Here is a 14,283-nt window from a genome sequence, read left to right as displayed (position 1 = left end):
TCTGGACTAGTTATAATCTCCTGTGAAAATCCTATAGATTCTGACTTTGAAACCTAGCGAAAAATAGGCTTTTTTTGCTTTGCACTACCTAACATATAATTAAAAACACATAAAAATCTTTATAACTTTCGACAAGAGCCTATATTTTGTCGGGTTAAGTCTTAACACTATATTTTTTGAAAACTCAACTGTCGTAATATCTGGCTAGCATTACAGCAAGAGCCTTGATCTCGGTAGGTATTGATTGGACTGGTATTGATAGGATTAGTCAACCATAAGTTTACCAATAAGTTTAATTTTAAAGGAGCTGGTAAATTTTACTCAATGAATAAATTTTTATCAGAACAAAGCCCTAGATTTCTTAAGCCTGGAACTATTCTTGGAAGAGTCTTTTGTAGAACTCTTGGAATACAATAAAAATGTATCTATTTTGGATGTTTTGAGCAATCTCTCTTCTGTTTGTGACTACAAAAAGATAAGACTAAGTATCAGTCTTCCACGAAACTGAATATAAATTGGGATAATACTCTATAAGATCTTTATAGAAAAACCGCTGAAATAATAAATCTCAAGAAAGTGCAAAGAACACAAATTATTACATTAAGTAACATCAAGTATCTGTGTTTCTCTAAATTTTACATCTCCTTGAAATATCAATGGATTAATGCTTGTTTTCAATCTGCTGCAATATTGAAATATACTTTTTCTCTATATTTTCCCATGAATAATTCTGCAAAACAAATTTCATCCCGTTTTTACCCATAGCATTCCTCATTTCGTCACTTGCCAGGAGAATATCCAGGCATGCCTCAAACTCCTCATAGTTTTCATAGTACAGGCCTGCATTGCCTCTGATACACTGACCTTTTAATACGTCACATTTTCCATTTACAAGTACAGGAGTATTACATAGCCAGGATTCCAGCAGGACCATAGACAAACTTTCGTACTTTGAGGGCATTATTAATAATTTCGCCGATTTGATCCCATTAAATTTATCCTGTTCCGTGACAAAACCTAAGGAAATAATATCGGGATTTTGAGGAATTTTCATTATCTGTTTTCCCATTAATGCGAGTTTAATAGAAGACTTCTTTTCCTTTTTATACCGAAGGAAATAATCAAATAGTTCTTGACAACCTTTAGACTCTTCTACTCTTCCAACATATACAATGAAATTATCCAGGTTATACTTCTGGACAAATGAAGCTGTATCAATTTTATCCGGAATATCTATACCTACACCCACAACATCAGAAGGTATATTTGAGACCCGGAATTTTGAGATGACAAAATTTTTCTCTTCCTCTGTGTTGTAAATAAACCTTCTTGGGCAATTAAAGAGAGAATTGAATATTGACAAATAGATAGGAGGCTCATCATGCGCTGTAGGAACAAGCAGAGCTTTTTCTTTTACCAGTGGAAGACCGAAAAAGGTAGTACAGTAAAGATAAGTAAAAAATATAAAACAAGTATAATCATCTTTAGTATTTTTTATGTAATTTAAGAGTTTTGTTGAATAAGGACCCTGCAATTTCATCCATTCAATTTCGTCTTCATAATTGTGAATCTTACCGAAAATTTTCTCAGAGAATTTATTAAATTTCAGTACATCTCTTTCATAATCAACAGGAAATCTCCTTATCTGCACTCCATTTAAGGTTTCAACCCCTTCAGGATAGTCATTTTTCCACGTTGTGTAATTTATTGCACAGGTAGTTAATACCTCTACTTTATAGTATTTTGATAAATGCTCAGCTATTAATCTGCAATGGAATTCAGCCCCTCCGTTAACTTCCAGACCGTATCTCTGGACTACGAGCGCTACCTTATTTGCAGGCATTATTTCACCTTAGATAAGATGCTTTCGAGCTGAGAGATTATTTTTTCTCTTTTGAAATTCTCCAATCTATCTTTCTGCTTCTTAACAAGAGTTGATCGCAATTCCTCATCCTCTATTAATACATTTACCATCTCAGCAATTTCACAATAATTCTTTTCTTTAACCAGAATTCCAGTATCTTCAAGAGTGAAGGGGATAGCTGTAGATTTGTATGCTATTATTGGAACTTCAAAATACATACTTTCGAGTATAGGAACACAAAAACCTTCATGCTCGCTCATACAGATAAAAATATCAGCTAATTTATAGTAAGAAATCAGGTCATTAAAACCTATTTTACCTAATAAATGAACATCTTTTAGATTTAAATCCTGAATTAGCTTTTTCAAATAATCTGAATAAATTTCACAGCCTTCATAACTGCCAGCCAGGAAGAGCCTTGATTTTGGGTTAATAAGTTTATAATAATAAAATACTTTTATTACGTCTTCCTGCCTTTTATGTGGGGTTACTCTTCCCACAAATAAGAGATTTACAAAATCATCATCATATTTCGACAGCAATTTTTCATTCGGGCTGCTGTACTCATGAAAGTTTATTATTATGGGCAAAACATCTGTATTTTTAAAGCCCATTTCTTGAAGTTCCAACCTGTTGTATTCGGAGACTCCAACAGCAAGGTCTATGTGATCAACAAGTGATCTGAGCTCCTTTTTTCCATTTCCTAGTAAGTTTACAAGAGTTTCATTGACCCCACAAAAATATTCCGGAGGGGTAATGTTATGGTAAATCATTATTTTTTTGTCGGGAAGTTTTTTAACAAACTCCGAGACTTCTGAACCGATAGAAAAATGAAAGATTAATATATTCTCTTTTGAAGAAACCTTTTTATATTCGGTGTATTTCTTTGCATTAATTTTGGGATGTATATTTTGAGCGTATATTTCTGATTTGTATCCCCATTCATTCAGGACTCTTTTAATTTCTTGGACTTCATTACCTATGGCGTCCCCCGGAGAAATTGTTGGCAAGATCTGGTGAATCTCCATTTTCAAAGTCCCCCTAAAAACTCAATATATTTTTCTACAATTTTATCCCAGCTAAAATTTCCAACAACGTAAGACATCCCGTTCTCAGCCATAATCTTTCTGGTTTCAGGATTTTCCAGATAAAAATCGAGGCACCCTTCAAATTCATAGTAGTCATTAAAATAAAGACCACCATTACATTTGATGCAGTGGTCTTTTGTTACAGCACAATCCCCATGCACCAGTACAGGAGATTTACATAACCACGACTCCATTATTACGATAGAAAAACTTTCATTTAGAGACGGCTGACACAGAAAGGTGGCCGCCGCATATGCATCATACTTGTTCTGAAGCGGTACAAAACCAAGATCGATAATATCGTTTTTATTTTCAGAGGGTATTTCTATTGTTCCACTTCCAATAAGAACAAGCTTCAATTCATTCTTATTATGTTTTTTATATCTACAGAAAAAATCAATCAGAAGAGGGACATTTTTACCGGCTTCCTTTCTGCCTGCATAAAGAATAAAGTCATTTTTTATGCCATATTTTTCTCTGAACCTGTCCGGTTCATATGCAAAATTCATATCAATTCCCTCTCCTAAAACAGTTTGCTTATTACTTAGATTATAAAGCCTGTTTGCCAAAACTTTTTCAGGGGGTGCATGAAAAATGATGCCTTTAACGTTCTCAAACATTGTCTTATAAATCTCTAAGTAAGCATAGCTCTCATCGTGAAGGCATGGAATTAGGATTGACTTTTCAGGGTATATGCGAGATCCATAATAAGCAGTACCAAACATATATGGAATAAATAAAAAGTAATCATAATCTGTACCGTGTTCAGAAATATAAGAATAGAGATTGGGACTGTTAACCATTTCCCGCATAAAAATTTGCTCTTCCTCTGTAGATATCTTAAGATTACGCATAAGTTTGTAGTTTATTTTATCAAAGCGAACAGTATCTCTCTTACGAACCATGAACCTGCGTATAGTAACCCCATTTAGATCATAAGTTCCTTCTTTATAGAAGTTGGTACTCCAATCACTCAAAAATTCTTTGACGCAAGTAGTAAGTATTTCAACTTCAACACCATGTTTTTTTAGGTTTTCAACTGTTCTTCTACATTCACTTTCTGCTCCACCAGGAATATTCCCGTACCAAGGAGTTACAAATGCCAGTTTCATACTAACGTATCCCGATCACGCAGCATAAAATTATGATAATAAGTCAAATATTGATACTCGTATCTCACTTTTTTCCGATGATTGCATAATCCTGCGCACCGTATAAGATATTATTTAACATATCGATATTTTGATTATAAGTTTCAAATATAATCTTTTCTTTGTTTTCTAAATCATCGCATTCCGGCAACTTCTTTAATCTCATACTATCCGGAACGGGAGAAATAAATTTCGTTTCTATTTCGCGGAAACCAACTGCGCTCAATAAAAACTTTAGAGTCTCAGGATGTACCGGTTTTATATGAGTAAGGTCTATGTAAAAATTGGCAAAAGAGAAGAATGATAGAGGATTTACAGTTTCTACTACTATATGAAAACCGTATTTAAGTTTTTTATTGCAAAGATTTAGCATTTTAACAAGATAATCAGGAGCAAGATGCTCAACGACCTGACTGATGAAAATTCCATCTAAACTTTTGTCTTTCATGCCTTCAAGAATTTCAATCGCGTCTTTTAACTCTACATTAAAGCCTTTAGATTTGCAGAAATTTATCATGTCTTCATCAATATCTATTCCTCTTGCAACAATGTCATTCTGCCTGGCTAATTCTAAAAATTCTCCTCTTCCACAACCGATATCCAATACATTTTTACAGCCTTTGAAATAATCTAAAAATACCTCTTGATGTTGTTGAATATTATTCCTTGGGCCTCTAAAATGTTCTTCAAAGGCATAATAATTTATTTCAGATTCATTGTCTTCTGGTTTCTTTACTTCGTGGTTTCGCAGGTTTTCTTTTAAATGATTTTTAAGTACACTATTGAGCCAGCCCTTTTTATCAAGGTCCATATCGATTGCAGAAATAACACTATTAACTTCATGTCTTATGTTTTTCAGAGAATCGCTTTTAAAAGATTCAACGTTCGATTTTAAACATTTGACGTCGTTACTCAAATTTTCTACATTAGTGTTTAAATGTACGATGTCAGTTTTTGATTTTTCAGCATCAATTTTTAAAGAATTGAAACCCGCATTTAAATCTTCAACGTTATTTTTCAAATTTTTAGCCAAGTCTGCCGTATTAAAGTTAAACTCTCTTTGTTTTTGAAACATTGGATCGACGTATCTACGGACTTCTCCATGAACGATTTTTCTTCCCTCTATTAGAAATTTCCCGATTACCGGGCGGTGAGAACTTATGGTATAACTTTCATTAGAAATATCACAGTTATTTATAAATTCGAGACCTTCAGGAACATCTCCTTTGGAAGATATTGCGGAAAATGTCTTATTCATTATTTCGGGTTCATTTTCCGTATAAACGCCTTCTTCTTTTCTCTTTTTTATATTTTCACGGATTTTTTCCATGATTTTCTCAACATTTATTTCTTCATCTTTAATTTCGAATGTATCCAATTTCGATCCCTCATTGAATCCGATTTTCACAAACAATCCATTTCCAAAGTATATGACTTATTATTATATGGGATGAAGTCTTGTTAATCCGAAGCTATTTTCTTTTTTGAACATTTACTCCTTAGAATATCATGTCCGTCTTCCGTGATTATTGATTAGAGAAAAATATTTCATAACCCAAAATTGGTTTAACAACTGCTGTCGATCCCTTCTTGAATTGTTACTTTGGGTTTCATATTGAAAACTCCGGTATAGATTATTGAACTGCTATTAGGTATTACTTTTAGAACTTCTATATCATGAGCCATAAGTAAGTATTCTTCAAAAGCATCTCTTCCATAACCCTTGTTTGCCACACCGACAGAAAACGAATAATCTCCTGCTGAAAGTGGAAAAAAGAATTCCCATTTTAATTCTGCAATTTGTCCTTTTTTTAAACTAAAAGTTTTAGCACCAATACAATATGTATTTGTTTCAAATACTGAGACACCAAGATTATTCCGTACGTGAAGGCCAAAATGAGGATCTGATAACTCTTTTAGGGCTTTGACTTGATATATAACTTTAATTACCTGCTCGCTCTCTATGTGTAATATTTCTTCGTCCTTTGAGTTCAGAACTTTAAAAGAAAGCAGTTCAACTTCCCCGGTTGAGACGTTTGGAGTTTTATGATCTGTACGATCTTTTACTTCATTCACTATTACCTCTGCGTCTCCCATATGTGCTTTTTGCAAGATCATTCCATGATAATAATCAATTATATCTTTTGGGTCGCCGGAACTAATTATATGACCGTGGTCTAATAATATTGCTGAATCACATATAGTTTTCACAGCATTCATGTCGTGAGATACAAAAATAATAGATCCACCATTGTTTTTAAATTCCAGAATCTTTCTCATGCATTTTTGCTGAAAATATGCGTCTCCTACAGAGAGCGCTTCATCGACCAAAAAGCACTTTGGTTCTGCATGCATTGCTATTGAGAATGCAAGCCTCATAAGCATACCCGAAGAATATGTTTTGATCGGGTCATAAATAAAATCCCCAAGCTCTGTGAAATCAATAATATCGTCTTTTTTCCTTTCAATTTCGTTTTTATCCATTCCTAGAAATGTCCCATTCATGAATATATTTTCAATGCCTGTAAGTTCTTGATCAAAACCTGTTCCCAATTCAAGTAAGCCGGTGATTTTTCCGTCAACTTCTATCAAGCCATCGTCAGGAAGCATGACACCAGAAAGTACCTTTAATATTGTAGATTTGCCAGCTCCGTTTTGCCCTACTATCCCGAGGGTTTGTCCTTCCTTCACTTCAAAAGAAATATTTTCTAATGCAGTGATCTCTCTATGGTATTTTTTCCTTAAGATTTTCTCTTTTAATCTGTCAGTGGGTGTATGATACAACTTGAACTTTTTTGAGACACCTGATACTTTGATCATATTGAGTCACAACTCGTGATTTTAATTACATGAAATCTCGAATATCTTTTTCTAGCTTTTTGAAGATAATTCCTGCAAAGAACAGAATTACAAGACTTAACAAAAGCAGATATAAAATAGGCTTTAAACTCGGGATTTCTTTGTATATAAATATAGTTTGATATAAGTGAATGAATGAAAACGCCGGATTATAAACCATAAGTTTTTTGACAATATCTGGAAGTACATCATAAAGATACACAATTGGAGTAAACCAAAACCAGATCTTAAACATAATTCCTACAATTTCTTTTAAGTCCCTTACGAAGACAACAAATACTCCAACAAAAAATCCAAGGGAATAAGCGAAGATTTGCTGTATAATATATATAAATGGAACGAATAAAATTACACGGCTGACTCCATAACCACTGATAAGAAGTAAGAACAGGAATATTCCCATTGTCACAACATAAGTAATACTCTCCGAGACAGCAATATAGAGAGGAAATGAGGAAAGATCAACCTTGACTTTGGATATGATGTATTTTTTATCTAAAAAAACAGTAGATGTTCTTGTGACAGTATTTGAAAAAGCATTCCATGCAATTACACCAGAAGTCAGATAAAATCCGTACGCGTAGACCGAAGATGAACCCGGCAGACGCGATCCCATAAGATTAGCAAATATGACAGTAAAGATAAAAATATCTACAAGTGGATAAATAAAGTTCCACAAAGCTCCTAAAGTAGACCCAGAGTACTTTTCAGTAATATCTCTTTTTGCTAATTCGAGAATTAAACTTAGATTCAAATTAATATCTCCTATTGCCACTTGCCAAAAATGGAAGAAAATTATATTCTATTGTCAAGGATCTAATTATTACAGGCTTACCTGCTTTATTACGTGATTATTTGTTTTTATACCAATTTTCGCGAGCAACACTTTTTTTCATAGCATTTTCAAAATTCGAGAGGTCGAACATAGCTGCTCTCTTAAAGCATTCGTTTCCATATCTTGATGGATTTTTCGAGATATTCTTTACTTCCCTGATTATATTTTGAATATCTGCTTCCACAAGCATTCCGGTTTTCCCGCCGATTACAGTTTCTTTAAATCCACCTTCGTTTACGGCTACTACAGGTTTTCCACTTGCCATAGCTTCTACAGGTGTCATCCCGAAGTCCTCATCCATGGCAGTGCAGATAAACCCTTTACAGCGAGAATAAAGATCAAGTAATTCAGTCTCAGAGACTTCTCCAAGAACTTTTACGTTTTCCGGTAAATTATCAAGAATATTTTTTGCGTAACCTTTTGCATGGTCTCCTTTTGAATATCCTCCAACAATGACAAGCTTTTCTTCGGGCATTTTTTTGAATGCTTCAATTTGAATTTCTACTCTTTTTTCAGGATAGAGGCGGTTTACTGAGAGCCAGAAGTCTCCATACTCTTTACAGGTGAATTTTGAAGTTTCTACAGGGGGGTAGATAACTTCAGCATCCCTGTGGAAATACTTTTTGATTCTTGTTGAGGTATTTCTAGAGTTAGTTACGATTTTACAGACATGGGAAAGGTAGTATTCGGAAACTGGCCTGTGAAGCCTTACCCAGATCCGAAAGAAGATCGAGATCAAGAAGGGTTGTCTACTAATGAAGGTCTCGTAAAGGTCATAAAAAGCTCTTGTGGGAGTATGGCAGTAATACAGGTTAGGCTTATGTTTCTTTGCCGCGAAATGTGCCCAGTTACCTGAAAAAATGAAGAAATCATATTCTTTTGAAAAGTCACAGGCTGCAAAGTAAAAAGATGCTGCTATCTGCTTCAGAGGAGGCACTTTTGGGGTTTTTCCCAGGCTGATTATACGTATATCGGAATAGCCCATCTTTTTTATTGATTCCATGTTTAAGTCAGTAGTAATAACATCTGCTTTGAAGTATTTTGCGAGCATGAGTACAAGTTTTTCACCGCCGCCAATGGCTCCAAAATAATCATGAAATATGGCTACTTTCATCGATTTCTCACTTTTTTCAGGGGTTTAAACAAAATGCAATAAGAGGCTAAAAAATTATAAATATAACTCTTGAGTTCCCCAGGAGTGGGAAGAGTAAAGTATATGATTTTTATATTCTGAGATTCCGAATTTGTCTTTTAATTAGGAGTACGAAATTTGTCAGTAGTACTGAATTTTCGATTAAGAATTCCATATTTTCTTCAGGATTTCAACAATCCATTAAACTCAACGGTTATAAATATATTGAAAATCGTATCTCAACATTAGGAGATATATAATACTTGCTAAACGAAATGGTTCATTAGATATATATAATACTTGCCAGATGAAATTGTTCGCTAGATCACTAGATGGTTCGTCAGATAGCGAGAAAGTCCATTCTATATTTATAACAGTTAACCCTCAATTTATCTAAAAATAGTCCAACATCAATTTATTTTAGAAGAATAGCTTTTATTTTATTTTAATCAAGTAACATCCACTTTAAGCGTCACTTTAGCGACATTTACTCAAAAATGAAAAAAACTTTACTCTGGATTGTTTGGCCCTTTAAGCATCACTTCAGTTACTTCAGTGATATTTACTCTCATTTACTCTCATTTATTTGATCGACCTAAATAGAACAAGTTTAATACTTCGGCTAATATTACAGTCTACGTTTTATATTTATTAAGAATACTCACGTTATCACCTCGATCTTATAACAACCTTAAAGTTATTATATTATTTCGACTACTATCAAAGACTAATATACTTAAATATGCAATAAATTTAAGAGTTAAAAACTGAAAGAGATGGTTACTACGAACAAAGGCATGGGATGTCCGATGGCAAAACGGCCCGCTCATAGATTAAAATTCGGTATTATTTCTTTGACCGCAATTGTATTAGTTGCTTTTCTCATGCGCATGATTTCATATTCCATGGTTACTGCAAACGGAAGCATAAACTTCAGTGGATATGACAGCTTCTACCATATGCGGCGCATTTTATATACAGCTTCCAACTTTCCTCATCCCCTTAATTTTGATTCTTACATCAATTATCCTAATGGTTTTGAAGTCGGGTGGCCGCCTTTTTTTGACTTCCTGGGTGCGTTGCTTGCGAAAATCCTGGGAGGAGGCCAGCCGGATTTATATACTATCGAATTTGCAGGAGCCCTGCTTCCAGTGCTTCTGGGAGTTCTGACAATAGTTCCATTGTATATAGCAGCGGTCTCGCTATTTGACCGAAAAACTGCACTTCTTGGAGCCTTGATTTTTGCAGTGCTTCCGGCTCATCTCTACATCTCGAGGTTTGGAGCAGTTGACCATCACGTAGCAGAGACCCTCCTCTCAACCTCAGCTTATGCATGTTTCATTCTTGCTTTAAAGTGGGCAAAAGAAGGCTCTCTCTCCCTTACTTCTCTGAAAACTATCTCTTCCAATAAGAAACTGATAAAATCACTAGCTTTAGCAGGAGCATCCGGACTATTCTTTGCACTCCTTATTTTCACATGGATAGGAGCCCTTGCCTTTGTAAGCTTTATTTTACTTTACGCATTCATACAGACCACAATCGACCTTAAGGCTGGAAAAAACTCCGACTATAATCTTATATGTTCCGTAGCCCTTCTTGCAACACTTATCTTTACCATTCCCCTGTCCGCAGGGTCCTTACGCCCGGGTCTGGAGATGAGTGCGATGTATCTTTCATGGTTCCAGGTCTTCTATGTGCTCAGCATGTTAGCCGGAACCTTAATCCTCTGGGGCTTTTCCTTATATATCTCGAAAAAAGATCTGGATTGGAAGTACTATCCAGCCATCTTAATACTGGTTTCTGTGGCAGGGCTTCTGTCCCTCAAGATTCTTTCCGCCGAATCCTATGCTTTTGTAGTTGAAGGAATGAGGTTCTTCCTCGGAAAAGGTGAATACATAGGCACGATTTCTGAAGCACTGCCAATATTTTTAACTACAGAGGGAAAACTTACTTTTTCGCAGGTATTTGGAAGTCTCGGGCTTTGCTTCCTTGCTGCTCTGGGAGGGTTTTTCCTTCTCAGCCTTGAGTGGAAAGGGGAAAAATCAAAACCTGAAGGGGTGTTTTTCCTCTTATGGTCAGTCTTTTTTGCATATTTAATGATTTCTCAGAGGCGCTTTTCATACCTGTTTGCAGTAAACGTCTCAATCCTTACCGCATACTTCCTCTGGGTTTTACTTGAGTCTTTTAACTTTGAGACTGAAGTAAGAAAGCTGGTGAAATCCGGCCAGATTCCCAGGAAAAACTCTGAACCTGCACTTAAGGCAGGGAAAGAAACAAAGTCAAAAGCAAAATCAAAGTCGAAAAATACTATATCAAGCTCAAAAAAGGATCTTCAGCCCGACTACTTCAAAATCGTCTCATCCATAGTACTGATAGGGCTTGTGTTTATACCCTGCCTGTGGGCAGATTTTGCTTTTGCAAAAGAAGAAGGTTCGATTGATCCTGGATGGAAGGACTCACTTACCTGGCTTGAAGCCTCAAGCCCTAAAACTTCTTACTACCTTGAGCCATCCGAGACTCCTGAATATGGGGTTTTAAGTTGGTGGGACTATGGAAATTGGATAACCTACGTGGCCAAAAGACCTGCAGTTTCAAACAATTTCCAGACCGGCATAGAGGATTCTTCACTCTTCTTCACAACTAGCTCTGAGGAAGAAGCAAAGACAATTTTGGAAAAGCTCAACGTAAAGTATGTAATAACCGATAAAATGATGGCAAGCGGCAAGTTTGGAGCTATTGTTAAGCTTGCAGGCGAGGATATAAGCAAGTACCTAAATATTGAAACCGTCAATGGAAAAAGAGGGCTTGAAACCGTTGCAACTGCTAAAAAAGAGTTTACAGAAACCGAGGTATACAAACTTCATGAACTTGACGGATCAAATCTTGGAAACCTGAGGCTTGTCCATGAAAGTGATGCCCTTAAGGAAAAGAACGGCATAAAGAATAACGTAAAGGTATTCGAATTTGTTCCCGGAGCCAGGCTTTCAGGTACTGCAGGCCCGGAGCAAAATATTACTGCTACCCTTGAGCTCAGTTCGAACACAGGCAGAAAATTCACATATCAGAACAAAGTCGTGTCAGATAAAAACGGCTCATTTGAAATAACCGTGCCTTACTCGACCGAAAATATGGAAGGTGGAGTCGGTGCTCTGTCGGCTTATTCCCTGAATGCAGGAGAAAATGTTACAGTATCAGATATCCAAGTAACGGATAATGATATCTTGGAAGGGAAAACGGTAGAGGTGAAAGTCCCAGATGCGAACTGAGGCATTCTCCTCAATTTATTTTTAAACGTGAAAACAGAAACTAAAGTAAAACATGAATGTAAAAATTAGAATTTCAGATAAATTGGGATCTTTAAAAAAATAAGGGAAAAAGAAAATACCTTTTTCCCTTCTTTCTCTTTTACCTTTTTCCTGTTCTATTTTTCTTGCTACTTCCTGAAAATACTTTACTCAATATTTTATAAAAGTAATCTCAATCCTTGGAATATCATCGGAGATTTCATTCTACGGCACTTTCGACTCCTACTGCGCTCAGGAACCTTTTTACCACGGCTTCATTAACCAGCCTAAGTAGTGTCTGCCGGTCTTTTGTAGCGCTGAAAACTCCAAGGGGAATCTGGGCTCCTGCTGCGTTTGCGTGTCCACCTGCATCTTCGCCGAAAGCCTGGCGCATAACTTCTCCAAGGTTAATTCTTATATCGTTACTTCGCCCGGAAATATAAATGCGATCTTCAGTAACCCCAAAAACCACAGTTGTAGAAATCCCCTCAAGGCTCAAAAGATAATCTGCAGCCTGCGGGAGCGTATCTCTATCTCGTATGTTTCCGACATTTGATAGAAGATAACTTCCTATCACCTGCCGATTCCGGATAGCTTCTCCAAGCACTTCAAGGGTTTCTATCGCCATTGAAGGTTGTTCAAGCTGATCTAGGATCCCATGGTTCGAAAGAGGGTACAGGTACGAAGCAGCTGAGAGGTCTGCAGGGTCGGTCTTTCTCTTGAAATCCTGCGTGTCAGTCCGTATCCCATAAAGCAGGGCCGTTGCCAGCGTCTTGGAGATATTGATATTAAGTTGCTGCAGGTACTTTGTCATTATGGTAGCCGTCGCCCCGAAGTTAGGCCTAATATCTATGTACTCAGCCTTTATTTCAGCTTCTCCGGGTGGGTGATGGTCAATTACAACCCCAACATATGAGTTAGGAGGAACCATATTATTAACGCCAGGAATAGAACAGTCTATCAGGGCGATTTCATCAAAGCCTTTGAGGCCATTCTCTTCCATCTTGCCGAGGTCAATCCCGAGCAGGTTTACAAAGGCTTTGTTTTCTTGATGCCCTATTCTGCCATGGTAGAGGATGTTTGCTTCAACCCCTATGCTCTTTGCAATCTCTTTCAGGGCCAGCCCGCTAGAAATAGCATCAGGATCAGGGTTATCGTGAATTACAATAGCAAGTCTTTTATCCCTTATTCCCTTCAACCACCGTGCAAGCCGGTTGCCCCTGTGAACCGACTCAGCTCTCTCAAGGGAACGGGAAAGGGAAGTCGCAACAAGTTTGGAAGGCATAAATACATAATCTGCCCCAAGATCTTCCATTTTTTCTTTATTGATAATGTCTGAGGCCCGGGAAAAGAGCTGAACATCAGGGTTAATCGCTTTCTTGAAATTTTCAATGCCTTTTCTGTTAGCTTCGTTATTGGAAGTCAGGAAAAGTATAACAACAACATTTTTAAGGTCAATCTTATCGACAAGCTCAGGATCGGCAATATCACCTACAATCGCTTCAAAGCCTTCCTCCCTGAGAGTTTCAACCTTAGCTTCGTCTTTATCTACAATGATTACGAGCTTATTGCTTTCCCTGAGCTCTTTTGCAAGCGCAAAACCTACACTTCCACTGCCCAGAACAAGGTATCTGGGTTTGACTGTACTTTTAAGATTGCCATCCGCATCTTTTGAAAAATTAATCAGAAATAGTCCTCCCTGTTTTATTTAGTCCAGACACGTGCAAAGGAAAGCAAACATTTGATCAGAATCCTGCCTATTCACATTTTATCGCAGTTAGCTAATTGTAATGCTGGCTATATTTTTTTTGACTGCTTTTTTTGCTGATTAAATATTGCTGATTAAATATTCTTACAAAATACATTTTATGAATCATAGTCTTAAAGAATTAATGCCTTTTTTACGGAAAATTAAATAATTTCGGTATATTAAGTTATATTGAAATGTAGCGTATATACTTAGTAACCTCAAATAAGTTTTCCTCGGTGTAAATATATAATAAATAAAGCATCTCATTTACTCTGGAGATATATAACAATTTCTGAGACAATCTATAAACTGTAGAATTC

9 protein-coding genes are annotated in these 14,283 nt (G+C 36.2%); 1 reads left to right on the top strand and 8 read right to left on the bottom strand.

The genetic code is table 11. From position 1 onward, the window contains the following. Positions 1-661: 661 nt before the first annotated feature. The 7 genes from BP549_RS08970 to BP549_RS08940 all read right to left on the bottom strand — a co-directional run bounded on the left by BP549_RS08970 (position 662) and on the right by BP549_RS08940 (position 8,911). Complete coding sequence (locus BP549_RS08970; protein ID WP_292379936.1) at positions 662-1,843, bottom strand: glycosyltransferase family 4 protein; 1,182 nt, start codon at positions 1,841-1,843, stop codon at positions 662-664. Next, positions 1,843-2,892 (bottom strand): glycosyltransferase family 4 protein, encoded by a 1,050-nt coding sequence (locus BP549_RS08965; RefSeq protein ID WP_292379935.1) that lies wholly within the window; start codon positions 2,890-2,892, stop codon positions 1,843-1,845. Before BP549_RS08965 ends, BP549_RS08970 begins: the two co-directional genes overlap by 1 nt. A 2-nt stretch (positions 2,893-2,894) precedes the next feature. Beyond that, entirely contained in the window at positions 2,895-4,064 is a 1,170-nt protein-coding gene (locus BP549_RS08960) for a glycosyltransferase family 4 protein (protein ID WP_292379932.1), read from the bottom strand. 64 nt (positions 4,065-4,128) lie between these two features. Beyond that, on the bottom strand, positions 4,129-5,481 hold the full coding sequence (locus BP549_RS08955) for a class I SAM-dependent methyltransferase (RefSeq protein ID WP_292379930.1): 1,353 nt from the start codon (positions 5,479-5,481) through the stop codon (positions 4,129-4,131). 188 nt (positions 5,482-5,669) lie between these two features. Further along, complete coding sequence (locus BP549_RS08950) at positions 5,670-6,923, bottom strand: ABC transporter ATP-binding protein (RefSeq protein ID WP_292379928.1); 1,254 nt, start codon at positions 6,921-6,923, stop codon at positions 5,670-5,672. 25 nt (positions 6,924-6,948) lie between these two features. After that, positions 6,949-7,737, bottom strand: coding sequence for an ABC transporter permease (locus tag BP549_RS08945; protein ID WP_292379926.1), 789 nt, complete (start codon positions 7,735-7,737; stop codon positions 6,949-6,951). A gap of 76 nt (positions 7,738-7,813) precedes the next feature. Further along, positions 7,814-8,911, bottom strand: coding sequence for a glycosyltransferase (locus BP549_RS08940; protein ID WP_292379923.1), 1,098 nt, complete (start codon positions 8,909-8,911; stop codon positions 7,814-7,816). Positions 8,912-9,705: 794 nt separating this feature from the next. On the opposite strand from BP549_RS08940, the gene BP549_RS08935 reads away from it, so the two are divergent. After that, positions 9,706-12,195: an oligosaccharyl transferase, archaeosortase A system-associated gene (locus tag BP549_RS08935; RefSeq protein ID WP_292379922.1), complete on the top strand. Its 2,490-nt coding sequence runs from the start codon at positions 9,706-9,708 to the stop codon at positions 12,193-12,195. A gap of 238 nt (positions 12,196-12,433) precedes the next feature. Here BP549_RS08935 and BP549_RS08930 read toward each other — a convergent pair whose 3' ends face one another. After that, the gene (locus BP549_RS08930) at positions 12,434-13,900 is read right to left on the bottom strand and encodes a DHH family phosphoesterase (RefSeq protein ID WP_292374219.1); all 1,467 of its coding nucleotides are present in this window, start codon (positions 13,898-13,900) and stop codon (positions 12,434-12,436) included. Positions 13,901-14,283 lie beyond the last annotated feature (383 nt).

Origin of the sequence: Methanosarcina sp. UBA289 (assembly GCA_002496565.1) — an archaeon.
Taxonomy (GTDB): domain Archaea; phylum Halobacteriota; class Methanosarcinia; order Methanosarcinales; family Methanosarcinaceae; genus Methanosarcina.
This window is presented reverse-complemented; position numbering and strand designations above follow the sequence as displayed.

Excerpts from the sequence above, each read along its gene's own strand:
- BP549_RS08970 (WP_292379936.1), bottom strand. The coding sequence starts at position 1,843 with ATGCCTGCAAATAAGGTAGCGCTCGTAGTCCAGAGATACGGTCTGGAA.
- BP549_RS08965 (WP_292379935.1), bottom strand. The coding sequence starts at position 2,892 with ATGGAGATTCACCAGATCTTGCCAACAATTTCTCCGGGGGACGCCATA.
- BP549_RS08960 (WP_292379932.1), bottom strand. The coding sequence starts at position 4,064 with ATGAAACTGGCATTTGTAACTCCTTGGTACGGGAATATTCCTGGTGGA.
- BP549_RS08950 (WP_292379928.1), bottom strand. The coding sequence starts at position 6,923 with ATGATCAAAGTATCAGGTGTCTCAAAAAAGTTCAAGTTGTATCATACA.
- BP549_RS08940 (WP_292379923.1), bottom strand. The coding sequence starts at position 8,911 with ATGAAAGTAGCCATATTTCATGATTATTTTGGAGCCATTGGCGGCGGT.
- BP549_RS08935 (WP_292379922.1), top strand. The coding sequence starts at position 9,706 with ATGGTTACTACGAACAAAGGCATGGGATGTCCGATGGCAAAACGGCCC.